Below are 26,127 nucleotides of genomic sequence, written 5' to 3'. Positions count from 1 at the left end.
ACCTTAAGACCATGCTGACGAATCGGCCATACCGAGGGCATGACATTCTGCCGCTTGTGAACCAGGCGCCGCCAGCTCTCGACATCGTTGACGAGACTTTCCTCGTGGTCCCGCCCTCCACCGTGGCCGCCGCTTTCGCCGATCCGCGATCTTGGTCACGTTACTGGCCGGACCTCGTCCTGGAGGTCTACACCGACCGCGGTGACGAAGGATTGCGCTGGACCGTGCGCGGTGCCTTGATCGGTACCATGGAGGTCTGGCTCGAGCCGGTGCTCGACGGCACTCTGCTGCACTACTTCCTGCGTGCCACTCCCGCCGGTCCGGACGGGGAGCCGAGGGCGCTCCAGGCCCGGGACCTGCGGCGGGAGTTCGATCGGCGCGCTCGTGCCGCCAAGGCGATCGCGCTCGGGCTCAAAGAGGTCCTGGAAGACGGGCGCGAGCCCGGGGTCGGTCCCCGGGCCGATTAGGGGTGAGCATGCGGGTTCACGTGGTGTCGGACGTGCACGGAAACGCCGACGCGCTCAAACGCGCGGGCGACGGCGCCGACGCGCTGATCGTGCTGGGCGACCTGCTGGACTTCGTCGACTACCGCGAGCACGACAAGGGCATCATGGGCGCGCTGTTCGGCGCCGAGAAGGTCGGCGAGTTCGCGCGGCTGCGGCGTGAGGGCACTCGTGATGAGACCGTTGCCTTCTCGCGATCGTTGTGGGCCACTTTGGCCGATCCGGCGGCCGCCGTCGGCGAGGCGATCCAGGACCAGTACTCCGTCCTGTTCGGAGCCCTCACCGCGCCGACGTTCGCGACCCCCGGCAACGTCGACGACCCCTCGCTGTGGCCCGAGTTCGCCGGTGACGGCATTTCCGTCCTCGACGGCGGCGTGGCCGAGTTCGGCGGGCTGCGGTTCGGGTTCATCGGCGGCGCGCTGCTCCCGCCGAACGTGGTCCCGCGCCGCAACGGCTTCTGGCGGCCGTACCTGCGCACCCGCGAGGAGTACGACGTCGCCGTCGGCGGGCTGGAGAACATCGACGTCCTGTGCACCCACATCCCGCCCGCCATCCCGGAACTGACCTACGACGTGGTCGCGCGGCGGTCCGAGATCGGGTCGGCGGCGCTGGTGGACCTCATCCGCGAGCAGCGCCCGCGCTGGTCGGTCTTCGGGCACGTCCACCAGCCCCTCTCCGCGCGGACGAGGGTCGGCAGGACCGAATGCCGTAACGTCGGTCACTTCAAAGAGACGGCACAGCCGTACGTGCTTCGCTGGTGACGGTCGGTCCCAGCTAGAGTTCGCGTCATGGCCGAGCAGTCCACGCAATCCATCGAGGTCGACGCCGAGCCCGAGCGGGTCATGGCCGTCATCGCCGACTTTCCCGCGTACCCGGAATGGGCCAAGGCCGTCCGGGAGACCGAAGTGCTCGGCGAGGACGGTGACGGCCGCGCCAAGCAGGTGAAACTCACTCTCGACGCCGGGCCGATCAAGGACGTCTACACCCTCGAGTACGACTGGGACACCGACGGCAAGGGCGTCAGCTGGCACCTGGTCAAGGGGCAGATGCAGAAGGCCCAGAACGGTCGTTACGCCCTCGAAGCGCTGGGCGCCGGCCGCACCAAGGTGACGTATACGCTGTCCGTCGAGCTGGCGCTGCCGATGATCGGGCTGCTGCGCCGCAAGGCCGAGAAGATGGTCATGGACACCGCGCTCAAGGAGCTCAAGAAGCGCGCTGAGGCATCCTGAGTCGAAGGGTAGGCATGCGGATCCTGCTGTTCACCGGCAAGGGGGGTGTCGGCAAGACCACGCTGGCCGCGGCGACGGCCGCGGCCCTGGCCGGGCGGGGCAGGAAGACACTGGTCGTCTCGACCGACCCGGCGCATTCCCTCGGTGACGCCTTCGGCCGAGCGCTCGGCGCTGAACCGTCCGAAGTAGACACCCTTCTGCATGCGGTCCAGATCGACACCCGCGGCCTCGTCGACAGCACCTGGCGCGAACTCCGGCAGGAACTGCAGGCCGCGCTCGCGGGCGCGGGTCTCGACTCGCTCGACGCCGAAGAACTCACCGTGGTGCCCGGGGTCGACGAACTCCTCGCCCTCACCGAGGTCCAGCGCCTCGCCGAGCACGGTCCCTGGGAGACGGTCGTCGTCGATTGCGGGCCGACCGCGGAAACCCTGCGCCTGCTGGCTTTGCCGGAGGCCGTTTCCGGGTACCTGTCGAGGATGTTCAAACCGGGCGCCCGCCGGACCGCGGCCGCGGTCCGGCGGCTCGGCGCGCATCTGGAGTCGCTGCGCACCCTGCTGACCGATCCGGCCACCACCACCGTGCGGCTCGTGCTGACCCCGGAACGCGTCGTCGTCGCGGAAGCCCGCCGCACGCTCAGTTCCTTGGCCCTGCGCGGAATCCTGGTCGACGGCCTGATCGTCAACCGGCTGATGCCCGCGCCCGGGTTCTGGCGCGGCGCCGCGGCCTCGTGGATGCGGACCCGGCGCACGCAGCAGAACGCCGTCCTCGCCGAACTCGGCGACGCGGGATTCGGGCCCGGCCAGGTGAAGCCCGTCGAGCACCGCGCCGTCGAACCCGTCGGCCTGGAAGCCTTGCAGGAAATCGCGTACGAGCTCTATCAAGGCCTGGATCCCTTGGCGGGAAACGAAAAAGGTGTCACCCCGCTCTTGCAGGTGTCCGAATCGGACAGTGGCTACCAGCTGCGGATCGCGGTGCCGCTGCACCGTGATTCCGAAGTGGACCTGGCCAGAGTGGACAATGATCTCGCCGTCACCGTGGACGGTTTCCGGCGGCTGATCGCGTTGCCGGAGATGTTGCGCCCGTGCCGGATCACCGGTGCGGAATCCGACGCGCACGGCCTGGTCGTGAGCCTGGCCGGGAACCGGGGACCCGGGTGAGCGAGAACAGCGAACAAACGCGGACCGACGGCCTGAAACTGGCCGAAGAGATCCGGCTGCTGGTCGAACTGGTCGTCGAGCACGCCGCGCCGTGGCTGGAGGGCCTGATCTCCGCCGGGCACGGCTGCTCGGAGCATGACGGTGCTGATCGAGGAGCGGACGGCGGCTGGTGCCCGCTCTGCGCGATCGTCGGGGTCTTCCGCGGGGAACGGCCCGAGTTCGTGGCACGGTTGATGGAGCAGGCCGCGCAGCTCGTCGCGCTGCTGCGGGCGGTGCTGGCCGATCGCTGGGAGCCCGAGGGCGGGGTGCACATGCCGGGCTTCCAGCCTGCGCGGAAGGAGCCCGCGCGGGAAGATGCGCCGGTGGGAGCTTCGCGGGTCCAGCACATCACGGTGACCAGGCGCGACGCTTGGCAGCCGGACCGGGAGAACTGAGTTGCTGACGATAGGGGTGGACGTCGGGGGCACGAGTGTGCGCGCCGGCGTGGTGGACGAGCACGGCTCGCTGATGGACACCGCCAGGGTCGGAACCCCCGGCGAGGAGGACGCGCTCGAAGACGCCATCGCCGGGGTCGTCGAGGACCTCCGCAACCGGCACGACGTCTCCGGTGTCGGGCTGGCGGTCGCCGGGTTCGTCGCCAAGGACCGGCGGACGGTGATGTTCGCGCCGCATCTGTCCTGGCGTGCCGCGCCGGTCGCCGATCGCATCGAGAAGCGCGTCGGCCTGCCGGTGACCCTGGAGCACGACGTGAACGCCGCCGCGGTCGGCGAGTACCGCTTCGGGGCCGCCCGCGGCGCCCAGGTCGCCGCGCTGATCGCGCTGGGGACCGGGATCGGCGCGGGCCTGCTGCTCGACGGCCGGATCTACCGGGGCGCGTACGGTGTCGCGCCGGAACTCGGGCATCTGACCGTCGTTCCCGGCGGGCGGCCCTGTCCGTGCGGGAAGTACGGCTGCTGGGAGCGGTACTGCAGCGGGACGGCGCTGGCCGCGACGGCGGTGGAACTGCTCGCGCGGCACCCCGGCCGCTCGACCGTGCTGGCGCGCGAGACCAGGGGAGACCCGGGCTCGGTGACCGGACGCCGGGTGGCGGGCGCGGCCCGCGACGGCGACCCGATCGCCCAGCGCGCGATGACCGAACTCGCGAAATGGCTGGCCGAAGGCCTGGCGCTGGTCGCCGACGTCTTCGACCCCGAGATCATCGTGATCGGCGGCGGCGTGTCCGAATCGGCCCCGCTGTTCCTCGACGAGGCGCGTGAGCGCTACGCGGACAAGATCACCGGAGCCGGGCACCGTCCGCTCGCCCGGATCCGGGCCGCGCACCATGGCGACGATTCGACGATCGTGGGTGCCGCGGCACTCGCCGTCGACGCGGCGAAGGCTCCCGGGGCCGAGGTCGGTGTGACAGGCTGAAGGCGTGACCCGGGAGGACGGCAACGGCTTCGTGAGGTGCCACTTCGGGCATCTTCACTGGGGCTTGAACGGCGCCGCCGGGTTGCTGCTGTCCGATCCCGCGCGCGGTGTCCTGCTGCAGCGCCGGGCGTGGTGGGTCCACCATGGACGCACCTGGGCGTTGCCCGGGGGCGCCGTCGAGGCGGGGGAGAGCGCGCGCGAGGCCGCCACCCGCGAGGCGCACGAGGAAGCCGACATCCCGCCTGCCAGGGTCCGTCCGCTGTCGGCCGCGCACGTCGACCACGGGAACTGGCGCTACACCACGATCCTGGCCGCGCCGATCGGCACGCTCGCGGCCCGGGTGAAGAACGCCGAGAGCGCCGAACTGCGCTGGGTCCACGCGGGACAGGTCGCGGATTTCCGGTTGCACCGGGATTTCGCGGTGGCGTGGCCGGGATTGAGGGAACACTTGGATCGCAGGCTGGTACTGGTGGTCGACGGCGCGAACGTCGTCGGGTCGCGGCCGGACGGCTGGTGGCGCGACCGGCGCGGCGCCGCGGAACGGTTGCGGGACAAGCTCGCGGCCCTGGCGGCGACCGGGCTCGCCGATCCGGCGCTGCCCGGTGGCGACGGATGGTCGTGGTGGCCCGAGATCGTCTTGGTCGTCGAGGGCAAGGCGCGGGGAGTCGCCGCCGTACCCGGCGTCGAGGTCGTCGAGGCGGAGGGGGAAGGCGACGACAAGATCGTCGCCGTCGTCCGGTCCGCTCGTGAGGCCGGTCCGGAGGACCACGTCGTCGTGGTGACCGCCGACCGCGAACTCCGCTCCCGCGTCGAGGCCCTGGGCGCTACCGCTTTCGGCCCCGGCACCCTCCTGGGGCACCTCGACCGCACTTAGTCCTCTGGATGCGGTCCTTGCACGCGCAACTACCGCATTCAGAGGACGAAATGCGAAGTTAGGTGCGCGGGATCGTCCCTTCCCGCATCTCCGAGATGAGCGAAGCGACGACGGCGCGAAGGCTGCCGTTGTACTGCTTCGCCACCGCGCGCTGACGCAGGTAGCTGGGCCCGTGATGCAGGATCTTCTCCACCGACCGCAGTTCGTCGGCGCAGTCCAGGCGCCGGGCCACCGGTTCGAGCCGGTTCAGCAGGTCGTAGGTGTCCTCGGTGACGAGCCGCTCGTTGCCCGCCGCGTCGAGGATGATGATCGCGTCGACGCCGTAGCGCGCCGCCCGCCACTTGTTCTCCTGGACGTGCCACGGCGGCAGCGTCGGCAGGATCTCGCCGTCGTCGAGGCGGCCGCTGAAGTCGTCGACCAGGCATTGGGTCAGCGCGGAGATCGCGCCGACCTCCTCCAGCGTCGGCAGCCCGTCGCAGACGCGCATCTCGATCGTCCCGAAATGCGGGGCGGGCCGGATGTCCCAGCGGATCTCGGAGAAGTGGTCGATCACGCCCGTGGTGAACATGTCGTCGACGTAGCTCTCCAGTTCCTCCCACTTCCGGAACTGGAACGGCAGCCCGGCCGTGGGCAGCTGCTGGAACATCAGCGCGCGGTTCGACGCGTAGCCCGTGTCCTCCGCGCCCCAGTACGGCGACGACGCCGAAAGCGCTTGCAGATGCGGCGCGTAGTTGAGCAGCGCGTCCAGGATCGGCAGGGCCTTGTCGCGGTGGTCGAGGCCGACGTGCACGTGGACGCCGTAGATCAGCATCTGCCGTCCCCACCACTGGGTCCGGTCGATGAGCTTGGCGTACCGCTCCTTGTCGGTGACCTTCTGCTGGTACCACGTCGAGAACGGATGCGACCCGGCCGAGAACAGCTCCACGCCGAGCGGGTCGAGCACCGAATGCACGGCGTCGAGCGAGGTGTTCAGATCGGCCTTGACCTCGGCGATCGTGTCGCAGATCCCGCTGATCACCTCGATGGTGTTGAGCAGCAGCTCCTGTTTGATCTTCGGATGCTCCTCGTCGCCGTCGGGGCGGACGGCGTCGAGCACCTGTTCCGCGACGGACGCGAGTTCACCGGTCCGCCGGTCGACGAGGGCGAGCTCCCATTCCGCGCCGACCGTCGAACGGCGCGAAGGAGTGAAGTCGATCTTCATGGTCGGAATTGTCCGGTAGTTCAGACCTGCGCGCCGTTGTGCGGATCCGCACCGGGCGGCGGCCCCTGGCGCACCCGCAGCAGGAGCAGCGCTATCGCGGTCGCGAGGGCGAGGATGCCGAGCGGCGTGCCGAGCCGCGTGCCCATGCCGATCAGGGTGGGCGCGATCAGGAGCAGCAGGCCGAGCAGGAAGAACAACAGGACGACGAACGCGCCCTTGCGCGGCCGCGGCAGGGGAGGCGGCTCGGGCGGCACGAAGTGACCCTCGTCGTCCGGCCCGGCCGGGTCGTCCTCGAAGAGGGTCTTGTCCCAGCTGGTGCCGCCGCCGCGCCAGCCCGGTTCGGGTTCCGCGTCCGGGGTCTCGGGGCCGGGCGCCTTCTCCGAAGGCTTCTCGGCTTTCTCCGCGGATTTCCCGGCCGGTTTCTCCAGGTCCTCGTCGGGGAACAGCCCCACGCCCTCCGCACGGAGGTCGGCCACGATCTCGGCGAACGTCGCGTCGACGTCCTCCGGCCCGTCCTTGCCTCTGTTCATCCGGCGTCCACCTGTCCCGCCCGGTGCACGGACCGGGCGAAGTCCACCGTACGCGTGAAGATCAGGCCCGCGTCGTGGTCTTGGGTGGCGACGTGGAAACTGTTCTCCAGCACCACCTCGGTGACGTCTTCGCTGCCGACCCCGTCGAGGATCACCTGGGAGTTGACCGGTTCCACGATGTGGTCGACGGCCGAGTGCAGCAGGAGCACGGGCTGGGTCACCTTGGCCAGCTCCGCGCGGGTGACCTTCCACAGTTTCGCCAGGCTCGCCGCCGCGCGCACGGGCGTGCGCGAGTAGGCCACCTCCGTCTCGCCCGGTTTCGCGATGTCGTTGGCCACGCCCGGCACCGAGGGCAGGATCCTCGACAGGACGGGCAGCAGTTTGGCGTCCCACCGCAGCGTCAGGACCGACGGGTTCACCAGGACGATCCCGGCGATCCGGTCGCCGAACTCCTCGGCGAGCCGCAGCGTCAGCGTCCCGCCCATCGACATCCCGGCCACGAACACCGACTCGCAGGTCGAGAAGAGCGCCAGCAGCTCCTCGCGGACCGTGCCGTACCAGTCCTCCCAGCCTGTCCGGTTCATGTCCTGCCACCGGGTCCCGTGCCCGGGGAGCAGCGGGCAGCGCACCGTGTAACCGGCCTCGGCCAGATGGTCGCCCCAGGGCCGCATACTCGCGGGCGTGCCGGTGAACCCGTGGCACAGCAGGAAACCTGCTTCGGTCGAACCGGTGTGAGCGAACGGTTCCGCGCCGGCGAGGACGGCCATGCGATCGCCTTCCGTGAGAGCTGGGTAGGTCTACTATGTTCGCACGACCGGAGCGGCTTGTGGGCCCCCGGCCACCGCCGGAATCCGGCCGGATCGGGTGTGAGATCCGTCGCTGGGTGCGGGTAACCGGGTGGACTTCGTTGTGCCGGGGGTGCCCGGTTCGTAGTCTTGACCATCGGGCACAGGGGTTGAGCTGCTAGGAGGAGTTTTCGCAGTGCTGTACTGGCTCATGAAACACGTGTTTATCGGGCCACTGCTCAAGGCGCTGTGGCCCACCAAAGTCGTCGGCGCGGAGAACATCCCCGACGACGGTGGCGTGATCCTCGCGGGCAACCATCTCGCGGTCGCGGACTCCTTCTTCATGCCGCTGCGGGTCAAGCGCAAGGTGACCTTCCCGGCGAAATCGGAGTACTTCACCGAGAAGGGCCTCAAAGGCCTGCTGAAGAAGTGGTTCTTCACCGGCGTCGGCCAGTTCCCGATCGACCGCTCCGGCGGCAACGCGGCGCAGGCCGCGCTCGACACCGCGACCCGGCTGGTCCGCGAAGGGCACCTCCTCGGCATCTACCCCGAGGGAACCCGCTCCCCGGACGGCCGCCTGTACAAGGGCAAGACCGGCGTCGCGCGGATCGCGCTCGAGTCCGGCGGCCTCGTGGTCCCGGTCGCGATGATCGGCACCGACAAGGTCAACCCGATCGGCTCGAAGATGTGGTGGCCGCGCCGCCTCGAGATCCGCTTCGGCAAGCCGCTCGACTTCTCGCGCTACGAGGGCCTCGCCGGTGACCGCTTCATCGAGCGGTCCATCACCGACGAGATCATGTACGCGCTCATGGAGCTCTCCGGCCAGGAGTACGTCGACATCTACGCCGCCAAGGCGAAGGAACTGCTCGCCGCCGATGAGGCGGGACTCCGTCCGAAGGTGCCCGCGCAGCCGTCCGCCCAGGACGTCGCCCGTATCCCGGACACCAAGGTCGGCTGAGCCCCCACTAGGGTTCTGCGGTGCGCTTTTTCTACGACACCGAATTCATTGAGGACGGCGTGACCATCGATCTGGTGTCGATCGGTGTCGTGGACGAAAGAGGCCGCGAGTTCTACGCGGTCTCGACCGATTTCGATCCCGGCAAGGCAGGCCCCTGGGTCCGCGACAACGTGCTCCCGAAACTCCCGTCGCCCGCCGACCCGGCGTGGCGCAGCCGCGAGAAGATCCGCGCGGATCTGCTCGAATTCTTCGGCAAGCCGCCCGGCGGGATCGAACTGTGGGCCTGGTTCGCCGCCTACGACCACGTCGCGCTGGCGCAGCTGTGGGGGCCGATGCCCGCGCTGCCGCGCCAGCTGCCCCGCTTCACCCGTGACCTGCGGCAACGCTGGGAGGACGCGGGCAAGCCGAAGCTGCCGGCGGCCCCGGACGACCAGCACGACGCCCTGGCGGACGCGCGGCACAACTACCAGCGGTGGCAGATCATCGAGTCCTACTGGCAGCGTTAGTCCTCTCTCGCGTGCAATGAAGGGGCCTTTCATCGCAAATTTTGCGATGAAAGGCCCCTTCATTGCGCTCGCGCGGCTGAGTCAGCGGCGTGAGTCGACGGCTTCCGCGAGGGTGTCCAGCAGCTCCGCGGTCGTGTCCCATCCCAGGCAGGCGTCCGTGATCGACTGCCCGTAGGTCAGCGAAGCCGCCTCGCCGAGCGTCAGGTCCTGTCGCCCCGCGACCAGGAAACTCTCCAGCATCAGCCCCGCGATGCCCCGCTCACCGGCACTGATCCGCCCGGCCAGTTCCCGCACCACCGAAGCCTGCCGCACGTGGTCCTTCGCGCTGTTGCCGTGGCTCGCGTCGATGATCACGCGTTCCGGCAGCCCCGACTTCGCCAGCCGGGCCAGCGTGTCGGCCACCGTCGCGGGGTCGTGGTTCGGACCGGCCGAGCTGCCGCGCAGGATCACGTGGCAGTCCTCGTTCCCGGCCGTGGTGATCAGCGCGGCGAGCCCGTCGGGGTTGATGCCGGCGAACACGTGGCTCGCGCCGGCCGCGCGGGTGGCGTCGACGGCGACCTGGACGTCGCCCTCGGTCGAGTTCTTGATCCCCACCGGCATCGACAGTGCGCTGCACAGCTGCCGGTGCACCTGGCTCGCCGCGGTCCGCGCGCCGATGGATCCCCAGGTCACGGTGTCGGAGATGAACTGCGGGGTGATCGGGTCGAGGAATTCGCAGCCGACCGGAAGGCCGAGCGCGGAGATGTCGAGCAGCAGTTTGCGCGCCATCCGGAGGCCGTGGTTGACCTCGTAGGTGCCGTCGAGGCCCGGGTCGTTGATCAGGCCTTTCCAGCCGAGCGTGGTCCGCGGCTTCTCGAAGTAGACGCGCATGACGATGTGCAGGTCGCGGCGGTGTTCTTCGGCCTTGGCAGCGAGGCGGCGGGCGTAGTCGAGCGCGGCGTCCGCGTCGTGCACCGAGCAGGGCCCGACGACGACGAGGAGCCGGTCGTCCCGGCCGTCGAGGATGTCGACGGCCGAGGCCCGCCCGGCTAGGACGGTATCGGCGATTTCCGCCGTCATCGGATGTTCGTGCCGCAGCATCGCGGGCGACAGCAGCGGGTTGATGGCCGCCGTGCGGTGCCCGTCGAGGGCGATCAGGGTGTCAGCGGAGGGAGACATCGCGGGTCTGGTTCCTTTCGAAAGGGATACCGACCCGCGGGAACTCGCCGAGCCGGTGTGATTCCGGCTCGGGGTGGTTGGTCAGCGCAGGTTCACGCCGCCGTGCCCACCCGGGGCCGGCTTCGTAAACCAGAAATAGCGCTGCACGGCGCCAAGCTAGCACATCCGTCACGTGGACCGATTCCCGAGGTGGTCCGCCCTGCACCGATCCAGAGAACTCCCGCTACCCTGGCGTCGGGACATGTGACTGTCATCTCTACGGAACACAAGACGGAGGCTTCTGATGCGTGTCGGTGTGCTGACCGGCGGTGGGGACTGCCCGGGGCTCAACGCGGTGATCCGCGGTGTGGTGCGCAAGGGCATCGAGGTGCACGGCTGGGACATCGTCGGGTTCCGCAACGGCTGGAACGGTCCCCTCACCGGGGACAGCCGCCCGCTCGGCCTGAACGACGTCGAGGACATCCTGACCCGCGGCGGCACGATCCTGCGGTCGTCGCGGACGAACCCGTACAAGGTCGAAGGCGGTGTCGACAAGATCAAGGCCGTGCTCGCCGAGCAGCAGGTCGACGCGCTGATCGCGATCGGCGGCGAGGACACCCTCGGTGTCGCGAAGCGGCTCACCGACGACGGTGTCGGCGTCGTCGGGGTGCCCAAGACGATCGACAACGACCTCGGCGCCACCGACTACACCTTCGGCTTCGACACGGCCGTCTCGATCGCCACCGAGGCCATCGACCGGCTGCACACCACGGCCGAGTCGCACCACCGTGCCCTGGTCGTCGAGGTCATGGGACGGCACGCGGGCTGGATCGCGCTGCACTCCGGCCTTGCCGGCGGTGCGAGCGTGATCCTGGTGCCGGAGCGGCACTTCGACGTCGACCAGGTCGTCTCGTGGGTCGAGCGCCGCTTCGAGAAGGAGTTCGCGCCGATCATCGTGGTCGCCGAAGGCGCGCTGCCCGAGGGCGGCGAGGAGAAGCTGCTGACCGGTGAGAAGGACGCCTTCGGGCACGTCCGGCTCGGTGGCATCGGCACCTGGCTGGCCGACGAGATCGCCGCCCGCACCGGCAAGGAGTCCCGCGCGGTCGTGCTCGGGCACGTCCAGCGCGGCGGTACGCCGACCGCGTACGACCGCGTGCTCGCCACCCGGTTCGGCCTCCACGCGGTCGACGCCGTTGCCGACGGCGACTTCGGCGTGATGGTCGCGTTGCGCGGCACGGACATCGTCCGCGTCAAGCTCTCCGAGGCGACCGCCGAACTGAAGACCGTCCCGGTCGAGCGGTACGAAGAGGCCGAAGTCTTCTTCGGCTGAGCCGCGTTTCAGGAGAAGGCCCCTTACTTTGTGCTCAGCTCGGGTAAGGGGCCTTCCCTTTCCTTGCGGCCCCGCCCCGGCGGCGAGTTGAATCGGGCCACCCGGGGGATCTTGGGTGGAAGGGCGGGGGTTCTCATGGCGGCAGCGGGATCCAGCAGGCGCGAGTTCCTGAGATGGCTGGCCGCGAGCGGGACCGGCGTGGCGCTCGCCGGACTGGTGCCCGGCGTCGCCGCCGCCGCGGACGAGATCATCGTCATCTCCCATGTCACGCTGATCGACGGCACGGGTTCGGCGCCGCGGCGCGACATCTCGGTCGTGCTCGCCGGCGATCGGATCGCGTGGGTCGGCGCCGCCGGCCAGGTCCCGGAAACCGGTGGCGCGCGGGTGATCGACGGCCGCGGCAAGTACCTCGTCCCAGGACTGTGGGACATGCACACCCACGGCCTGGACCTCGAAGAGATCATCCCGCCGCTGCATTTGGCCCACGGCGTCACCGGCGCCCGCGAGATGTGGGGCTACGCGGAGACCCGCGCGGCCCGGGACAAGATCGAACGCGGTGAGCTGCTCGGCCCGCGCGTCGTGATGGGAAGCGGGATCGTCGACGGGCCGGTCACGCTCCTGAGCCCGCCGGTGCTCCAGGTGTCGAACGCGGCCGAGGCGCGCGCGGTCGTCCGCGCGGAGAAGGCCGCGGGCGCGGAGTTCGTCAAGACCTACTCCTACCTCGGCCCCGACGCCGTCCGCGCGGTCGCGGACGAGGTCCGCGCGCTGGGACTGCGGTTCTCGGGACACTGGCCGTACAAGCTGTCCCACAGCGAGGCGAGCGACCTCGGCCAGCACAGCTTCGAGCATTTCTTCGGGGTCTCGATCCACTGCTCGTCCCGGCGGGACGAGATCCTCGCCAGGTTGAAGGCGACGCCGTACGACCCGGCGGCGCCGCGCGCCTTTTTCAACCTGGCGCGGCGACTGGAGTTCGACTCGGTGTCCACGTACAACCCCGGCGCCGCGTGGTCCTACTTCGGCAGGCTGCGGCGCAACGGCACCTGGCATTCGCCGACGCTCACGATCAACCGGGTCGTCACGCAGCCCGCCGAGACCCACAAGCACGACCCGCGGCTGAAGTACCTGCCCGCCGACATCCGGCAGAGCTGGGTCGTGGGCATCGAGCAGTTCGCGCCGAAGACCCCGGCGGAAATCGTTCTGCAGGAACGGTATTACCAGGAGACGCTGCGGCTGGTCGGCGTCGCGCACGAAGCGGGCGTCGGGCTCATCGGCGGCACCGACTGTCTCAACCCGTACACCTTCCCCGGCAGCGGGCTGCACGAGGAACTCGCCTTCCTGGTCGAGGCCGGGCTCTCGCCGGTGCACGCGCTGAAGACCGTGACCGGCGACGCGGCGAAGTTCCTCGGCAGGGAAGCGACGTCGGGCACCGTCGCGGCGGGGAAGGAGGCGGACCTCGTGCTGCTGGACGCGAACCCGGCGACCGACATCCGCAACATCGCGAAGATCGACCTGGTGATCACCCGCGGCCGTGTCCTCGACAAGACCGCGCGGCACCGGATGCTGGACGCCGTCGAGGTCGCCGCGAACAGGCCCGTCACGAGCGCCCGGCTTCAGGCCCTGGCTCGCCGGGGTTGTTGCTGCTAGAGCTTTTCCGCCAGCTCGATGATGATCCCGTCGGGGCCGCGGAGGTAGCAGAGCAGGTAGCTGCCCTCGAAGTTCACGACCTCGCCGACGAGCGTCGCGCCGCGCGGCCGCACACGGTCGAGGGCGTCCTGGAGGTCGTCGACCTCGAAGGCGAGGTGGCGAAGGCCGCGGGTGTTGGCCGGCGCGCGGGAGTCGCCGGGGTGGGCCTCGGGCGTGAGGTACTGGATGAGTTCGAGCCGTCCGCCGCCGCCGGGGACGGACACCATCGCGATCTCCGACTTGGCCTTGTCGACCGCGGTGATGCGGTCCGCCAGGTCGTTCTCCATCGTCATCCGGCCTTCGAGTTCGAGGCCGAGCTCGACGAAGAACTCGATGGCGGCCGTGAGGTCGCTGACGATGACGCCGACGTGGTCCATCCGCTGGATGCTCATGCTGGTGGTCTCCCTCGCTGTGGTGCTTGCGCCCCAGGGACGACGCCGCTCCGCCGTTCTCGACATCCTCCCCGCATTTCGTCCTCTAAATGCGGTGGTTCGTGTCGCCAACCACCGCGTTTAGTCCTCTGGATGCGGTAATTCGGTGGCGAACTACCGCATCCAGAGGACGAAATGCGGGAGGTCAGACGAGCGCGAGGGTGTCCAGGAGCGACACGGCCCGCGCGATGTCCTCGGTGAGCGGCCGGTCCTCGACGCTCGGTTCGAGCACGGCCGCGGCGGTCTCGTACGCGTCCCGCGCGGGCAGCGCGACGAGCTCGGCCTTCCGCATCCGCAGCGCCCGGACGGCCGCGACCAGCTCGCACGCCAGCACCTGCTGGTACGCCGCCCCGGCCGCGGTCGCCGCCCGCGCGGCCTGCGTGGAGAAGCTCGCGTGGTCCTCGATCCCGCGTGAGACGACGGCGGTGCCGAGCGTCGCCGGGAGCGCGGCCTGCCGCAGTTCGGTGAGCGCGTCGTGGGCGACGTACTCCAGGATCATCACACCCGAACTGCCCGACGGCCCGGCCGCGAGGAACGGCCGCAGCCCGGTGAACTCCGGCTCCACCAGGTCGCCCAGCCGCGCCACCGACAGTTCGGCGACCTGATGGACGGTCGCGCGCACCTGGTCGAGCGCGGTCGAGACGTACGCCGTGTGGAAATGCGCGTGGTGGTAGGCGTCCTGATGCACCGTCGAGATCATCGGGTTCTCGGTGCTGGCGTTGATCTCCACCGCGAGGACGTCGCGCAGGTAGTGGATCGCGTCGAGCGCCGGACCCTGCACTTGCGGGAACGCGCGGAGCCCGAACGGGTCCTGGATGCGCCTGCCGGGTTTGGGCGTGCCCTCCATCCCGAGCAGCCGCCGCATCTCCGCCGCGCACGCGACCTGCCCGGCGTGCGGACGCGCCTCGTGCACCGGAGTCGCGTACGCCTCGGGGTTCCCGTCGAGCGCGATGTACGTCAGCGCCGCGACGACGTGACTCGCGCGCGTCAGGGTGTCGAGCCGCATCGCCGCGAGGGTCGCTTCGGCCAGCGTCGCGGCGTTGCTGCTCATGAACGCGAGCGCATCACCGGCCTGCACCGGCACCGGAGGCACACTGCCCGAAAGCCACGGCCGCTCGCCGGTGAGCGCGAGCGCGGTCTCGGCCAGCGGCGCGAGGTCACCGGTGCCGATCGCGCCGAGCCGGTGCACCAGCGGCAGCGCCCCGGTCCGCACCGCGGTGGCCAGCGCCCCGATCAGGTCGGGGCTGAGCCCGGCGCGTCCGGCCAGCAGCTGATTGAGCCGGATCAGCATCATCGCCCTGGTCTGGCCGGGGGACATGACGTCGCCGCTGCCGCCGGCGTGACTGCGCAGCAGCCGCAGCCCGTGATCCGGCGACTCGCCTTCGCCGACCGGATCCTCTTTGTTGGCGCCGACGCCGGTGGTGCGGCCGTAGACGATCCGGCGCGTGCTCAGTTCCTCGGCGAGTTTCCACGCGCTTTCCGCGCCGCGCAGCGCGGCGATCGACACGTCGATGCCCAGCGGTCCCTCGGTGCCCGCGGCGGTCACGACGTCCGCGCAGCGCAGGGTCCGGCCGTCCACCCGGATCACGGCGGCCTCCTTTCACGACCGCCCCACTATGAACGCCGTCAGTCCGACGGCGGCTGCCAGGGCGGCCGGTTGCCCCAGTCCCACTTCGGCATCGGCTCGGGCACGGTGACCTCGCGGCCGGGCTGCGAGAACATCACCGCGAGCCTGCTGCCCCATTCGACGTACGCGGCGAACGCGGAGCGGAACTCGGGATCGGCCGGGAGCCCAGCCTCGTCGGCGGCGTCGAAGAGCAGGTTCACCCAGCGGCGGCGCTGCTCCTCGGTGATGGCCCGGCCGAGATGTCGTCCGACCATGTGCCGGTGCCCGCCGTGGTCGCGGCTGTAGGACTCCGGGCCGCCGAACACCTCGGCGAGCCAGACCGCGACGTGCTCCGGGTGCCCGGGATCCATGTCGCGGAAGACCGGCTCCAGCAACGGGTCCTTGAGGACGTGGCCGTAGAAGACAGTGGTCAGCCGCCGCAGGGCGGCCAGCCCGCCCGCCCATTCGTACAACGTCGGCGTCTCGGTCACGTAGGGTCCTCCCAGCGGTGCTGTTCTCCACGTCCGGCAAGGCAACCACCTCGGATCGCGCGGGACAACCGCTTACTTTTCGGTGCGTGCCAACGGGAGTGGCGATGAAGCGGTATCACTGCGCGGCCGACCGCGGCATCACGTTCGAGCCGTTACCTATTCACTGACCGTCCTCGTCCAGATGCCGTTCGAGCGCGTCGATCCGGTCTTCCCAGAACCGGCGGTACGGCGCGAGCCAGGCGTCGACCTCCGCGAGCGGTTCCGGGCGCAGCCGATAGCAGCGGCGCTGGGCCGCGACGCGGACGGTGACCAGACCCGCCTCGCGTAGGACACGCAGGTGTTTCGATACGGCCGGTTGGCTCAATTCGAGGACCTCGACCAGCTCGTTGACCGACCGTTCGCCGTCGCGCAGGAGGTCGAGGATGGTCCTCCGCCGCGGCTCGGCGAGGATCTCGAAAGTCTGCATCATCCGGGAAATGTGCCTTGTGCGGCATATTTCCGTCAAGGAATGTTCGAAAATGTCCATCCGAAAGTCTTGGTCTGAACCATTGACGGAGTGGTCTAGTCCACTTAGCTTGTGCGTGTCCCGCCGCAGTCCTCTCGTCACCGCTGGTGACCGTGAAGGGAGAACGCATGTCCCGTTCGAGCAGGCTCACCGCGATCGTCGGTGCCGCGGCCGTCGCGCTGGGCGCGCTGGCCGTCGCCGCACCGGCGCAGCAGGCGACCGCCGCTCCCGAGGCGCCGGACGCCTCGGTCGGCAAGGTCCTCGGGTACTTCGCCGAATGGGGCGTCTACCAGCGGAACTATCACGTCAAGAACATCGACACGTCGGGTTCGGCGAGCAAGCTGACCCACATCAACTACTCGTTCGGCAACGTGACCGGCGGCGGCTGCGCCCTCGGTGACGCCGAAGCGGCGACCAGCAAGTTCTACGACGCCGCCGGCAGTGTCGACGGGGTCGCCGACAGCTGGGACAACGGCGCGCTGCGCGGGAACTTCAACCAGCTGAAGAAGCTCAAGGCCAAGTACCCGAACCTCAAGGTGCTGTGGTCCTTCGGTGGCTGGACCTGGTCCGGCGGCTTCGGCGAGGCGGCCAAGAACCCCGCCAAGTTCGCCGAGTCCTGCTACAACCTGGTCAACGACCCGCGCTGGGCTGGCGTCTTCGACGGCATCGACATCGACTGGGAGTACCCGAACGCCTGCGGTCTCTCCTGCGACACCAGTGGCGCGGCCGCGATCAAGAACCTCGCGCAGGCCCTGCGGGAGAAGTTCGGCTCGAAGCTGGTCACCGCCGCGATCACCGCGGACGGCACCGACGGCGGCAAGATCGACGCCGCGGACTACGGCGGCGCGGCGCAGTACTTCGACTGGTACAACGTCATGACCTACGACTACTTCGGCGCCTGGGCCGCGCAGGGCCCGACCGCCCCGCACTCGCCGCTGAACGACTACGCGGGCATCCCGACCGCCGGCTTCCACTCCGACGCGGCGATCCAGAAGCTGAAGAGCAAGGGCGTCCCGGCGAACAAGCTGCTGCTGGGCATCGGCTTCTACGGCCGCGGCTGGACCGGCGTCACCCAGGAGGCCCCGGGCGGCACCGCGACCGGTCCGGCGGCGGGCACCGAGCCGGGCATCCAGGACTACAAGGTCCTGAAGACCACCTGCCCGGCCACCGGGACCGTGGCGGGCACCGCCTACGCCAAGTGCGGCAGCGACTGGTGGAGCTACGACACCCCGGCGACCATCGGCGGGAAGGTCGCCTATGCCAAGAACCAGGGGCTCGGCGGCGCCTTCTTCTGGGAACTGTCCGGTGACACGGCCGACGGTGAGCTGATCACCGCTCTGGCCAAGTAAGCCCTTCCGGGCGCGCGTGAAGGCCCCCTTCCCTTCGCTCAGCCGAGGGAAGGGGGCCTTCACGCGCTTCTGTCGGTGGCGGGGATTACGGTCACCCCATGGGTTTCGAGGGTTTCGGCGAGTACGCCATCGACTTCTACGACGGTCTGGAGGCCGACAACTCCAAGTCCTACTGGGACGCGAACCTCGCCACCTACAAGGCCGACGTCCGCGCGCCGATGGAGGCGCTGCTCGCGGAACTGGTCCCGGAGTTCGGTGACGGCTTCGGCGAGGGAAAGGTCTTCCGCCCGTATCGCGACGTCCGGTTCGCCAAGGACAAGACGCCCTACAAGACCCACTGCGGCGCGGTGATCGAACAGGGGCGCGGCGGTGGCGCGTACTACGTCGAGGTCGGCCCGCCCGGGCTGCGCGTCGGCGGCGGCTGCTTCCACTTCGAGTCCGATCAGCTCGCCCGCTTCCGCAAGGCCGTCGACACCGAACTGCGGGGTGCCGAGCTGGCCAAGATCCTCGCGAAGCTGGAGAAAGCGGGCTGGGAGGTCAAAGGGGACAGGCTCAAGTCGAAGCCGCGCGGGTTCGCGGAGGACCACCCGCGCATCGACCTGCTGAAGTACCGCTCGGTGTACGCCGTCCGTGGCTGGGAGCCGGACGACGTCCTGCACGAACGCGGCGCGCTCGACAGGGTGCGCAAGGCGTGGCGGCAGGTCCGGACGTTCAACGAGTGGGCGCGGGACCGCGTCGGGCCGAGCGAGAAGCCGCGTCGATAACCGGCGAATCTTGTTCGACGGTTATGTCCTGCCCTGGTGAACTGACACTTTTCTTGAACTTTCGGTATCGGTAAAGACGTACGTCCGATGAGGGACTACGCTGTGCGAACGTGAGCCGACGCGCGAAGATCGTTTGTACCCTGGGCCCCGCGACCGCTACGCCGGAGAAGATGCGGCAACTCGTCGACGCCGGGATGGACGTCGCGAGGATGAACTTCAGCCACGGGACGCACAGCGACCACAAGCAGGTCTACGACCTCATCCGCACCGCCGCCGCCGAATCCGGCCGCGCGGTGGGCATCCTCGCCGACCTCCAGGGGCCGAAGATCCGTCTCGGCACCTTCGCGGGCGGCCCGGTCGAGTGGCACAACGGCGACATCGTGCGCATCACCGTCGAGGACGTCGCGGGTACGCACGACCGCGTCTCGACCACCTACAAGGGGCTCGCCGACGACGCGAAGCCCGGCGACCGTCTCCTGGTGGACGACGGCAAGGTCGGCCTCGTCGTCAAGCAGGTCGAGGGCCCGGACGTCGTCTGTGAGGTCACCGAAGGCGGCCCCGTCAGCAACAACAAGGGCGTCTCCCTGCCCGGCATGGACGTCTCGGTGCCGGCGCTGTCCGAAAAGGACATCGAAGACCTCGAGTTCGCGCTCGAACTCGGCGTGGACTTCATCGCGCTGTCGTTCGTCCGCTCGCCCGCCGACATCGACCTGGTCCACCAGGTGATGGACCGCGTCGGCAAGGGCCGCCTGCCGGTGGTCGCGAAGATCGAAAAGCCCGAAGCGGTCTACAACCTCGAAGCCATCGTGCTGGCCTTCGACGCGGTGATGATCGCGCGCGGTGACCTGGGCGTCGAACTCCCGCTGGAGCAGGTCCCGCTGGTGCAGAAGCGCACCATCCAGATCGCCCGCGAGAACGCGAAGCCGGTCATCGTCGCGACGCAGATGCTCGAGTCGATGATCAACAGCTCCCGCCCGACCCGCGCGGAGGCCTCGGACGTCGCCAACGCGGTGCTCGACGGCGCGGACGCCCTCATGCTCTCGGGTGAGACCAGCGTCGGCCGCTACGCCATCGACGTGGTCAAGACCATGGGCCGGATCATCGAGGCCGTCGAGACCGACTCGCCGGTCGTGCCGCCGCTGTCGCACGTCCCGCGCACCAAGCGCGGTGTCATCTCCTACGCGGCCCGGGACATCGGCGAGCGGCTGAACGCCAAGGCCCTGGTCGCCTTCACCCAGTCCGGTGACACCGTCCGGCGGCTCGCGCGGCTGCACACGCGGCTGCCGCTGCTGGCGTTCACCCCGGAGGAGAGCGTCCGCAGCCAGCTCGCGATGACCTGGGGCACCACGACGCGGATCGTGCCGAAGGTGGGCTCCACCGACCAGATGATCCAGCAGGTCGACCACGCGATGCTCGAAATGGGCAAGTACGCCAAGGGTGACCTGGTGGTCATCGTCGCCGGCTCCCCGCCCGGGACCGTCGGCTCGACCAACCTCATCCGGGTGCACCGCCTCGGCGAGGACGACCACGCCTGACGTTGTCTGAAGTACATGAAGGCCCCCTTCCTTGCGCCTAGGTACAGGAAGGGGGCCTTCATGTACTTCGTGCCGAAGGTGGCCTTCGCGACAAACGTCCCGCCTCACGGAGGCCCGAGGCACCCTTACGGCCTAAAGTTCAGGTCATGACTGAGACGGCCAGGGAAGCCGCGGCCGGTTTCGACAGCACCGGCGGCGTCGGCGGTCAGCCGGTGCTCGACAAGCTGGTCGCCCTGCTGGACTTGGAGAAGATCGAGGAGAACATCTTCCGCGGTGTCTCGCCGGCGCATTCGCCGGTGCGGGTGTTCGGCGGGCAGGTCGCGGGGCAGGCGCTGGTCGCCGCCGGCCGCACCGTGCCCGAGGAGCGGAAGGTCCACTCGCTGCACGCGTACTTCATCCGCGGCGGCGACCCCAGCGTCCCGATCGTCTACGAGGTCGACCGCATCCGCGACGGCCGCTCGTTCACCACCCGCCGCGTCGTGGGCATCCAGCACGGCAAGGCGATTTTCTCGCTGTCCGCGTCGTTCCAGAAGGACGAGGGCGGCATCGAGCATTCCGAGGGCATGCCGGACGTCCCGGAGCCCGAGTCGCTCCCGACGCTGCAGGAGCGGGCCGAGGGGTACTTCATCGGCCACCACGACCGGCCGCGCCCGATCGACCTGCGCTACGTCAACGACCCGCCATGGGTGACCAGGAAGTCCGGCGAGCTGCCCGCTCGCAACCAGGTCTGGATGCGGGCCGACGGCAAGCTCCCGGACCAGCAGCTGCTGCACGTCTGCGTCCTGACCTACGCCTCCGACATGACGCTCCTGGACTCGGTCCTCGCGCGCCACGGCGTCTACTGGGACCTCGACAAGGTGATCGGCGCGAGCCTCGACCACGCGCTCTGGTTCCACCGCCCGTTCCGGGCCGACGAGTGGTTCCTGTACGACAGCGCTTCGCCGACGGCGTCGGGTGCCCGCGGTCTGGCCACCGGACGGTTTTTCGCGGCGGATGGAACGCATATCGCCACCGTTGTGCAGGAAGGCCTTCTCCGGGTGGTGTGAACGGTGACGTTCCGCATCCGGGAAGCGTCTTGTCCACCCTTTAGAGGGAATGGCGAAAGGCAATAACATCTGGGATCAGAGTGTTGCTGAATGATCGGGAATAAAGGGAGGGCCGGAACCGATCGGGGGACGGCTCCGGCCCTGCACCGGGGGTGAATCCGGCTCGACAGGTATCCTCGCGGAAGCCTGTCGGTGCAGCTCGCGGCCCCGCGCCCGTGCCGCGAGCGGATCCGCTGCCGCCGACGAAGGCGGGCGTTCCGCGTTGCACAATGCTCAACCTACAACGGCAATCTGCAAATTGCAGGATGAAAGACCGGCCGCGTCGGAAAATGGTCGTGTGACCATCTCACCGAATGTGTCCCGGGCTGGTTAGATGTGCTTCGTGCGGGGTTACTGAACACTGTTCTCCTCGCCGCGTCGTGATCGGTGTTGCTCGGACAGCTTGTGGAGGTGCCGTGATGACGAGGGGTCAGGGACCCACCGTGCGCCGCCGTCGGCTGGCGAGCGAGCTGAGGCGATTGCGTGAGGCGGCCGACCTCACCATCGACGAGGTCAGCGAGAAGCTCGAATGCTCGGCGTCGAAGGTCAGCCGCATCGAGACCGGGCACGTCGGTGTCACCCCGCGCGACGCGCGCGACATGCTCGAGCTGTACGGCATCGCGGGCGACGAGCAGGAAGCACTCGTCCAGCTGGCCAGGGAAGCCCGCAAACGCGGCTGGTGGCACGCGTACAACGAGGTGTTCACCGGCACCTTCGTCGGCCTGGAGGCGGACGCGAGTTCGTTGCGGGCCTTCCAGGCACTGCTGGTGCCGGGCCTGTTGCAGACGGAGCGCTACGCCAAGGCCGTGATCAGGGCGATGCGGCCCGACGCCGAGGACGCCGAGATCCGGCGCCGGGTGGCGGCGCGGATGGCGCGGCAGGAGCTGCTGACCGACCCCTCGCCCCCGGAGTACTGGGCCGTGATGGACGAAGCGATCCTGCATCGCACGGTCGACGGCGCCGAGGTGATGGCGGAACAGCTGTACCGGATGGTCACGATGGCGGCGCAGCCGAACGTGACCGTCCAGATCGTGCCGTTCGGCGCGGGTGCCCATCCCGGGATGGAGGGTCCGTTCCTCATCATGGGCTTCCCCGAACTGGCCGACACCGACGTGGTCTACGTCGACAGCACCTCCAGCGGGCTCTACCTGGAGGAACCCCCGGACGTCCGGCGATACGCGTTGATGTTCGACCATCTCCGTGCCGCCGCGTTGAAGCCGGACGACTCGGTCGAGGTGATCGCCGAGGCCGCCGGCAGGTTCGCCGAAGAGGCCGCCCTGCCGAAGAAAGTCCCCGGAAACGAGTAAGGAGTGGGGAGCATGACGCCCAACGATGATCTTTCCCAGGCCCGGTGGTTCAAGAGCAGCCACAGTGGTGGCGGCAACGACTGTGTCGAGGTCGCCTTCACCGGTTCCGGTGCCGCCCTGAGGGACTCCAAGGACCCTGAGGGTGGTGCCTTCCGCCTGTCGCCACAGGCTTGGAGCGGGCTGCTCGGCGCGGTGCGCCCGAGTGGCCCGGCTCACGCCTAGAGACACTGAGACTCGACCCCTTACGCCCCCCGAGCAGGGGATGGGCCGGCGTAAGGGGTCGAATCACGTCCGGGTGTAGGTGATCACCCGATGCCTCAGGGCACCCCTCAGGACGAATCTGATCACTACCGAACAAGGCAGTGAGTTCCTAAGGGGAAAATGATGAACACGAACGACGCTCTGCTCACCGCGGTACTGGCCGAGGTCGACTACCGCCGCGAAGAGCTTCAGCGAGCGGGCCGCAGCGTGTGGGTCGATCGGGCCCGCCGGGCAGGCAAGCGGATCCGCGCCCAGCGCGCCGACGTCCGGGTGCCCGCCCAGCAGCGCCGCGAGGCCGGACAGGTGCCCGCCCGCAGCGGCGAGATCACCCGGTAGAGGTCGAGTGCGATGAAGCTCTCGGCGAAAACCCAGGCGAAGTTGTCGGTCCGGTAGGCAAGAATGCACCTCGTGCCCCGTCTTGGCTCCGGTATCCCGATCGTCGCCCGCACTCAGGAGATGCGGCAGCTCCGCGCCGCCTTCGCCCGTGCAGAACGGGCCGAGGCCGGCGCGGTGCTGCTCTCCGGTGACGCCGGGGTCGGCAAGACCCGTCTCCTGACCGCGCTCGGCGAGGTCACCGCCGGCGCGGGCGCCCTGGTGCTGACAGGGCGCTGTATCGACGTCCATGAGGGCGGTCTTCCTTATCTTCCGTTCGCCGAGGCCCTCGCGCCGTTGGCGACGACGTCCGATCCCGCGGTCACGGCCGCGGTCCGGGCCCGGCCGGCGCTGGGCAGGCTGCTCCCGCAGATGCAGCAGGCGGAGGAGTACCCCGCCATCGAAGACGGTCAGCTCACCGCGAGCGAACAGGTGTCGACGCAACGGCTCGGGCCCGAACAGGACCTCGGCCAGCTCCAGCTGTTCGACGCGGTACTGGGGGTGCTGACCGTCATCGCTCAGCGCCGGCCCGTGGTCATCCTGCTGGAGGATCTGCACTGGGCCGACGGCTCCACCCGGAACCTGCTGTCCTTCCTGCTGACGAGGCTGCGCACCCAGCGGCTGCTGGTGGTGGCGAGCTATCGCGAGGAGGACGTCCACCGGCGGCATCCGCTGCGGGCGCTGCTGTCGGAGGTGGTGCGCCTGGGCGCGGTCGAACGCGTCGAGGTCAAGCCGTTCGGCGCGGAGGACGCGCGCGCGTTCGTCGAGGCACTGGCCGACGAGCCGATCGGCCAGGACATGATCGCCGACATCGTCGCCCGGTCCGAGGGCAATCCGTTCTTCGTCGAGGAGCTGCTCGCGTCCGCGAAAGACTGCCGCGAGCTCCCGGCAGGGCTGGCCGAAGTACTCCTCGCGCGGGTGGAGCAGCTTTCCCCGATCACGCGCCGGATCCTGCGCGTGGTCTCGGTCGCCAAGGACTCGGTGGCGCACGCCGCCCTCGCCGAGATCTCCGGACTGGACGAACTCGAACTCGACGAGGCACTGCGCGAGGCGGTGCAGCATCACGTGCTGGTGATCGAGAACGGTTTCTACACCTTTCGCCACGCGTTGCTGCAGGAAGCGGTCTACGGGGATCTGCTGCCGGGGGAGCGGGTGCGCATGCACGCCGCCTACGCGACGCGGATCCGCACCCGGACGCAGGGCCGTGGCCAGGACGCGCGGCTCGCGCACCACAGCCTGGAGAGCAAGGATTTCGTCACCGCGCTGGCCGCGTTGCTGCGCGCGATGGACGAGGCGGAGAAGCTGGGCGCGCCCGGCGCCGCGCTGCGGCACGTCGAGCAGGCACTGTCCATCTGGGACGCCGTACCCGCGGCGGACCGGCCGTCGGACGTCGACGAGCTGCGGCTGCTGCACGAGGCGTCGTACTTCGCGAGCACGTCGGGGGAGCCGGAGCGGGCGGTCGCCTATTCGCGGTCCGCGACCGAGGCCCTCGGCCCGGACACCGGCAACGAGCGGTCCGCGAAGGTCTGGCGGCGGCACGCGGAGGCGCTGCTGTCGGTCGACGGCACCCTGGATGAGGTCCTCGAGGCGATCGACAAGGCCTGGGAGCTGGTCGAACACACCGAGGCGAGTTCCGCGCGGGCCTGGGTGCTCGCCACCAGGGCGGGGATCCTGCGGCTGATCGACAGGCACGAAGAGGCGCTGCAGTGCGCGCTGGCCGCGGTCGCCGACGCCAGGGCCGTCGGCGCGGGCGGGGCGGAAGCGGCCGCGCTGGTCTCGCTCGGGACGCTGGCCGATTCGGCGGGCGACGTCGAGGAGGCGCGGGAGCGGCTGCGCCAGGCCGAACGGAAGGCCAGGGATTCCGGCGCCCTCAACGGCGAGCTGCGGGCGCTGCACTTCCTCGGGCTGAGCTACGACGACAGGGCCGAGATCCACTCCGCGCTGAAGTACTACGCCAAGGGCATCAGCCGGGCCAAGGAAACCGGGCTGACCTGGAGTTCGTTCGGGATCGAGCTGCGGACCAAGCACCTCATGCTGCGGTACGTCAGCGGGGACTGGCCGGAAGACGACGACGCGGGCCGGGCCGCCCGGGGTGTCTCCAGTGTCGTGGCCGGGCGGTTCCTGGGGATCTGGGCGCAGTTCGTCGTCGGCTGGGGCCGGTTCGCGGACGCGGACAAGATCCTGCCCAGCCTGCGGCAGCACTGGAAAGCCGACTATTCGATCGCGCTCGCGTCGGGGGACGCCGCCATCCAGCTCGCGTCGTGGCGAGGGGACCACGCGGGCGCGGTGCGGGAGGCGATCGAGCTGATCGACTGGCTCGAAGAGATCGAACCCGCGGTCCTCGGCGGGATCAGGATCAGCGTGCACGGCCTCGCGGCCGCTGTCGCGCAGGCCGCCGCGGCCCGGGTGCGCGGGGACCTGGCGACCGTCGAGGCCGCCGTGGCGTCGGGCGAGAAGCTGCTCGCCCACGGACGCCACTGCGCCGAACACGGCATCCCGCGTTCGGTGTCGCTGGGGCCGGAGGCGGTGGCCTGGCTCGCCCGGCTGGAAGCGCTCGGCAGCTGCCTGGGCGGCGCGGGCGATCCGGCGTTGTGGGCCAAAGCGGTCGAGGCGTTCGGGTACGGCGCCGTGTACGAGCAGGCCATGTGCCGCTTACAGCACGCGAAGGCCCTGCTTGCTTCCGATGGCGACACCGAGCTCGCGGCGTCGGAGCTGCTGGCCGCGCACGCGGTGGCCGATCGGCTGAACGCGTGCCCGTTGCGCGATGCCGTCCGGGAACTCGGTCACCGGGCACGCGTCGAGCTGCCCGGGGAGCCGGCCGCGCCGCGTCGGGACGTCGTCGATCCGCTCACCGACCGCGAACGGGACGTGCTGGAGCGCGTCGCGCTCGGCCGGACCAACCGGCAGGTCGGCGAGGAGCTGTACATCAGCGAGAAGACGGTGAGCGTCCATCTTTCGCGCGTGATGGCGAAACTCGGCGCGAGCCGACGGGCCGAGGCCGTCGCGATCGCCTACGACCGGGGTCTGCTGGCCGCCCCGACCTCTTCCTCCTGACGCGTTTCGTCCTCTGAACGCGTTCCTTGCGTGTGCAAGTACCGCATTCAGAGGACGAAACGCA

At 69.6% G+C, this 26,127-nt stretch carries 27 protein-coding genes; 19 read left to right on the top strand and 8 right to left on the bottom strand.

From position 1 onward, the window contains the following. Positions 1-11 precede the first annotated feature (11 nt). The 7 genes from IE302_RS11435 to IE302_RS11405 are packed head-to-tail and all read left to right on the top strand — an operon-like array spanning position 12 to position 5,173. Positions 12-467 carry a polyketide cyclase / dehydrase and lipid transport gene (locus IE302_RS11435; RefSeq protein WP_191254440.1) on the top strand — a complete coding sequence of 152 codons (456 nt, stop codon included), beginning with the start codon at positions 12-14 and terminating at the stop codon, positions 465-467. Positions 468-475: 8 nt separating this feature from the next. Next, complete coding sequence (locus IE302_RS11430) at positions 476-1,264, top strand: metallophosphoesterase family protein (RefSeq protein ID WP_005164579.1); 789 nt, start codon at positions 476-478, stop codon at positions 1,262-1,264. 27 nt (positions 1,265-1,291) lie between these two features. Continuing rightward, positions 1,292-1,732 (top strand): SRPBCC family protein, encoded by a 441-nt coding sequence (locus IE302_RS11425; RefSeq protein WP_005164577.1) that lies wholly within the window; start codon positions 1,292-1,294, stop codon positions 1,730-1,732. 14 nt (positions 1,733-1,746) lie between these two features. After that, complete coding sequence (locus tag IE302_RS11420; protein ID WP_191254439.1) at positions 1,747-2,889, top strand: ArsA family ATPase; 1,143 nt, start codon at positions 1,747-1,749, stop codon at positions 2,887-2,889. Then, positions 2,886-3,323, top strand: a complete 438-nt coding sequence (locus tag IE302_RS11415; protein WP_191254438.1) for a hypothetical protein — start codon at positions 2,886-2,888, stop codon at positions 3,321-3,323. Before IE302_RS11420 ends, IE302_RS11415 begins: the two co-directional genes overlap by 4 nt. A gap of 16 nt (positions 3,324-3,339) precedes the next feature. Next, complete coding sequence (locus IE302_RS11410; protein WP_191254762.1) at positions 3,340-4,299, top strand: ROK family protein; 960 nt, start codon at positions 3,340-3,342, stop codon at positions 4,297-4,299. Positions 4,300-4,303: 4 nt separating this feature from the next. Continuing rightward, the gene (locus IE302_RS11405) at positions 4,304-5,173 is read left to right on the top strand and encodes an NUDIX domain-containing protein (protein ID WP_191254437.1); all 870 of its coding nucleotides are present in this window, start codon (positions 4,304-4,306) and stop codon (positions 5,171-5,173) included. Positions 5,174-5,231: 58 nt separating this feature from the next. On the opposite strand, the gene IE302_RS11400 is transcribed toward IE302_RS11405, so the two are convergent. The 3 genes from IE302_RS11400 to IE302_RS11390 are packed head-to-tail and all read right to left on the bottom strand — an operon-like array spanning position 5,232 to position 7,671. Beyond that, a complete protein-coding gene (locus tag IE302_RS11400) occupies positions 5,232-6,374 on the bottom strand; it encodes a glutamate--cysteine ligase (protein WP_191254436.1) in 1,143 nt (380 codons plus the stop codon). Between the two features lie 20 nt (positions 6,375-6,394). After that, the gene (locus IE302_RS11395) at positions 6,395-6,904 is read right to left on the bottom strand and encodes a hypothetical protein (RefSeq protein WP_191254435.1); all 510 of its coding nucleotides are present in this window, start codon (positions 6,902-6,904) and stop codon (positions 6,395-6,397) included. After that, a complete protein-coding gene (locus tag IE302_RS11390) occupies positions 6,901-7,671 on the bottom strand; it encodes an alpha/beta hydrolase (protein ID WP_191254434.1) in 771 nt (256 codons plus the stop codon). The genes IE302_RS11395 and IE302_RS11390 overlap by 4 nt, the downstream gene beginning before the upstream one ends. Before the next feature lie 214 nt (positions 7,672-7,885). Between IE302_RS11390 and IE302_RS11385 the strand changes: the two genes are divergently transcribed. Both IE302_RS11385 and IE302_RS11380 read left to right on the top strand, forming a co-directional pair. Continuing rightward, a complete protein-coding gene (locus IE302_RS11385; protein WP_191254433.1) occupies positions 7,886-8,647 on the top strand; it encodes a lysophospholipid acyltransferase family protein in 762 nt (253 codons plus the stop codon). Positions 8,648-8,667: 20 nt separating this feature from the next. Beyond that, entirely contained in the window at positions 8,668-9,153 is a 486-nt protein-coding gene (locus tag IE302_RS11380) for a polyadenylate-specific 3'-exoribonuclease AS (RefSeq protein ID WP_191254432.1), read from the top strand. Between the two features lie 81 nt (positions 9,154-9,234). Here IE302_RS11380 and IE302_RS11375 read toward each other — a convergent pair whose 3' ends face one another. Next, positions 9,235-10,311, bottom strand: a complete 1,077-nt coding sequence (locus IE302_RS11375) for a 3-deoxy-7-phosphoheptulonate synthase (protein WP_191254431.1) — start codon at positions 10,309-10,311, stop codon at positions 9,235-9,237. Positions 10,312-10,594: 283 nt separating this feature from the next. Between IE302_RS11375 and IE302_RS11370 the strand changes: the two genes are divergently transcribed. Together IE302_RS11370 and IE302_RS11365 are read left to right on the top strand one after the other, a co-directional pair. Beyond that, positions 10,595-11,620 (top strand): 6-phosphofructokinase, encoded by a 1,026-nt coding sequence (locus IE302_RS11370; protein ID WP_191254430.1) that lies wholly within the window; start codon positions 10,595-10,597, stop codon positions 11,618-11,620. Between the two features lie 135 nt (positions 11,621-11,755). Continuing rightward, a complete protein-coding gene (locus tag IE302_RS11365) occupies positions 11,756-13,264 on the top strand; it encodes an amidohydrolase family protein (RefSeq protein ID WP_191254429.1) in 1,509 nt (502 codons plus the stop codon). On the opposite strand, the gene IE302_RS11360 is transcribed toward IE302_RS11365, so the two are convergent. From IE302_RS11360 to IE302_RS11345, 4 genes are all read right to left on the bottom strand, one after another. Continuing rightward, entirely contained in the window at positions 13,261-13,695 is a 435-nt protein-coding gene (locus IE302_RS11360) for a VOC family protein (RefSeq protein ID WP_191254428.1), read from the bottom strand. The genes IE302_RS11365 and IE302_RS11360 overlap by 4 nt on opposite strands. A gap of 184 nt (positions 13,696-13,879) precedes the next feature. Further along, on the bottom strand, positions 13,880-15,322 hold the full coding sequence (locus IE302_RS11355) for an aromatic amino acid ammonia-lyase (RefSeq protein WP_191254427.1): 1,443 nt from the start codon (positions 15,320-15,322) through the stop codon (positions 13,880-13,882). A gap of 38 nt (positions 15,323-15,360) precedes the next feature. Beyond that, on the bottom strand, positions 15,361-15,831 hold the full coding sequence (locus tag IE302_RS11350) for a group II truncated hemoglobin (protein ID WP_191254426.1): 471 nt from the start codon (positions 15,829-15,831) through the stop codon (positions 15,361-15,363). A 160-nt stretch (positions 15,832-15,991) separates the two neighbouring features. After that, positions 15,992-16,300, bottom strand: a complete 309-nt coding sequence (locus IE302_RS11345; protein ID WP_191254425.1) for an ArsR/SmtB family transcription factor — start codon at positions 16,298-16,300, stop codon at positions 15,992-15,994. A 164-nt stretch (positions 16,301-16,464) separates the two neighbouring features. Here IE302_RS11345 and IE302_RS11340 point away from each other — a divergent pair, with 164 nt between their 5' ends. From IE302_RS11340 to IE302_RS11305, 8 genes are all read left to right on the top strand, one after another. After that, the gene (locus IE302_RS11340; RefSeq protein ID WP_191254424.1) at positions 16,465-17,685 is read left to right on the top strand and encodes a glycoside hydrolase family 18 protein; all 1,221 of its coding nucleotides are present in this window, start codon (positions 16,465-16,467) and stop codon (positions 17,683-17,685) included. Between the two features lie 98 nt (positions 17,686-17,783). After that, the gene (locus IE302_RS11335; protein WP_191254423.1) at positions 17,784-18,449 is read left to right on the top strand and encodes a DUF2461 domain-containing protein; all 666 of its coding nucleotides are present in this window, start codon (positions 17,784-17,786) and stop codon (positions 18,447-18,449) included. Positions 18,450-18,559: 110 nt separating this feature from the next. Beyond that, a complete protein-coding gene (gene pyk, locus IE302_RS11330) occupies positions 18,560-19,984 on the top strand; it encodes a pyruvate kinase (RefSeq protein WP_007033718.1) in 1,425 nt (474 codons plus the stop codon). A gap of 146 nt (positions 19,985-20,130) precedes the next feature. Then, on the top strand, positions 20,131-21,030 hold the full coding sequence (locus IE302_RS11325) for an acyl-CoA thioesterase (RefSeq protein WP_191254422.1): 900 nt from the start codon (positions 20,131-20,133) through the stop codon (positions 21,028-21,030). A 458-nt stretch (positions 21,031-21,488) separates the two neighbouring features. Further along, entirely contained in the window at positions 21,489-22,376 is an 888-nt protein-coding gene (locus tag IE302_RS11320; RefSeq protein ID WP_191254421.1) for a helix-turn-helix domain-containing protein, read from the top strand. Between the two features lie 12 nt (positions 22,377-22,388). Then, positions 22,389-22,598, top strand: a complete 210-nt coding sequence (locus tag IE302_RS11315) for a DUF397 domain-containing protein (RefSeq protein WP_191254420.1) — start codon at positions 22,389-22,391, stop codon at positions 22,596-22,598. Between the two features lie 162 nt (positions 22,599-22,760). Further along, positions 22,761-22,973: a hypothetical protein gene (locus tag IE302_RS11310; protein WP_191254419.1), complete on the top strand. Its 213-nt coding sequence runs from the start codon at positions 22,761-22,763 to the stop codon at positions 22,971-22,973. Positions 22,974-23,036: 63 nt separating this feature from the next. Next, positions 23,037-26,063 (top strand): helix-turn-helix transcriptional regulator, encoded by a 3,027-nt coding sequence (locus IE302_RS11305; RefSeq protein ID WP_191254418.1) that lies wholly within the window; start codon positions 23,037-23,039, stop codon positions 26,061-26,063. The last annotated feature ends 64 nt before the right edge of the window (positions 26,064-26,127 follow it).

The organism is Amycolatopsis oliviviridis (assembly GCF_014654365.1).
Taxonomy (GTDB): domain Bacteria; phylum Actinomycetota; class Actinomycetes; order Mycobacteriales; family Pseudonocardiaceae; genus Amycolatopsis; species Amycolatopsis oliviviridis.
This window is presented reverse-complemented; position numbering and strand designations above follow the sequence as displayed.

Bases quoted from the DNA above. Each gene is read 5' to 3' on its own strand.
- IE302_RS11395 (WP_191254435.1), bottom strand. From the start codon at position 6,904: ATGAACAGAGGCAAGGACGGGCCGGAGGACGTCGACGCGACGTTCGCC.
- IE302_RS11420 (WP_191254439.1), top strand. From the start codon at position 1,747: ATGCGGATCCTGCTGTTCACCGGCAAGGGGGGTGTCGGCAAGACCACG.
- IE302_RS11435 (WP_191254440.1), top strand. From the start codon at position 12: ATGCTGACGAATCGGCCATACCGAGGGCATGACATTCTGCCGCTTGTG.
- IE302_RS11315 (WP_191254420.1), top strand. From the start codon at position 22,389: ATGACGCCCAACGATGATCTTTCCCAGGCCCGGTGGTTCAAGAGCAGC.
- IE302_RS11370 (WP_191254430.1), top strand. From the start codon at position 10,595: ATGCGTGTCGGTGTGCTGACCGGCGGTGGGGACTGCCCGGGGCTCAAC.
- IE302_RS11400 (WP_191254436.1), bottom strand. From the start codon at position 6,374: ATGAAGATCGACTTCACTCCTTCGCGCCGTTCGACGGTCGGCGCGGAA.
- IE302_RS11335 (WP_191254423.1), top strand. From the start codon at position 17,784: ATGGGTTTCGAGGGTTTCGGCGAGTACGCCATCGACTTCTACGACGGT.
- IE302_RS11365 (WP_191254429.1), top strand. From the start codon at position 11,756: ATGGCGGCAGCGGGATCCAGCAGGCGCGAGTTCCTGAGATGGCTGGCC.
- IE302_RS11430 (WP_005164579.1), top strand. From the start codon at position 476: ATGCGGGTTCACGTGGTGTCGGACGTGCACGGAAACGCCGACGCGCTC.
- IE302_RS11360 (WP_191254428.1), bottom strand. From the start codon at position 13,695: ATGAGCATCCAGCGGATGGACCACGTCGGCGTCATCGTCAGCGACCTC.
- IE302_RS11325 (WP_191254422.1), top strand. From the start codon at position 20,131: ATGACTGAGACGGCCAGGGAAGCCGCGGCCGGTTTCGACAGCACCGGC.
- IE302_RS11305 (WP_191254418.1), top strand. From the start codon at position 23,037: ATGCACCTCGTGCCCCGTCTTGGCTCCGGTATCCCGATCGTCGCCCGC.
- IE302_RS11375 (WP_191254431.1), bottom strand. From the start codon at position 10,311: ATGTCTCCCTCCGCTGACACCCTGATCGCCCTCGACGGGCACCGCACG.
- IE302_RS11340 (WP_191254424.1), top strand. From the start codon at position 16,465: ATGTCCCGTTCGAGCAGGCTCACCGCGATCGTCGGTGCCGCGGCCGTC.
- IE302_RS11310 (WP_191254419.1), top strand. From the start codon at position 22,761: ATGAACACGAACGACGCTCTGCTCACCGCGGTACTGGCCGAGGTCGAC.
- IE302_RS11345 (WP_191254425.1), bottom strand. From the start codon at position 16,300: ATGATGCAGACTTTCGAGATCCTCGCCGAGCCGCGGCGGAGGACCATC.
- IE302_RS11425 (WP_005164577.1), top strand. From the start codon at position 1,292: ATGGCCGAGCAGTCCACGCAATCCATCGAGGTCGACGCCGAGCCCGAG.
- IE302_RS11390 (WP_191254434.1), bottom strand. From the start codon at position 7,671: ATGGCCGTCCTCGCCGGCGCGGAACCGTTCGCTCACACCGGTTCGACC.
- IE302_RS11320 (WP_191254421.1), top strand. From the start codon at position 21,489: ATGACGAGGGGTCAGGGACCCACCGTGCGCCGCCGTCGGCTGGCGAGC.